General features: G+C 49.4%; 1 rRNA gene. It reads right to left on the reverse strand.

Annotated elements, in window-relative coordinates:
* A 23S ribosomal RNA gene (locus tag NYE85_RS02920) occupies nucleotides 1–417 on the reverse strand; the annotation flags it as partial.

The following is a 417-nucleotide window of genomic DNA, read 5'->3' on the forward strand; positions in this document are numbered from 1 at the left end:
TACCCCCCGCAGTAATACTTGAGGCACTACCTAAATAGTTTTCGGAGAGAACCAGCTATTTCCAGATTTGTTTAGCCTTTCACCCCTATCCACAGCTCATCCCCTAATTTTTCAACATTAGTGGGTTCGGTCCTCCAGCACGTGTTACCGTGCCTTCAACCTGGCCATGGATAGATCATCTGGTTTCGGGTCTACACCCAGCGACTGAATCGCCCTATTCGGACTCGCTTTCGCTACGGCTTCCCTATTCGGTTAACCTTGCCACTGAATGTAAGTCGCTGACCCATTATACAAAAGGTACGCAGTCACCCCACAAGGAGGCTCCTACTGTTTGTATGCATACGGTTTCAGGATCTATTTCACTCCCCTTCCGGGGTTCTTTTCGCCTTTCCCTCACGGTACTGGTTCACTATCGGT

The sequence above is a fragment of the Serratia sp. AKBS12 genome (assembly GCF_024793895.1).
Lineage (GTDB): Bacteria > Pseudomonadota > Gammaproteobacteria > Enterobacterales > Enterobacteriaceae > Serratia_F.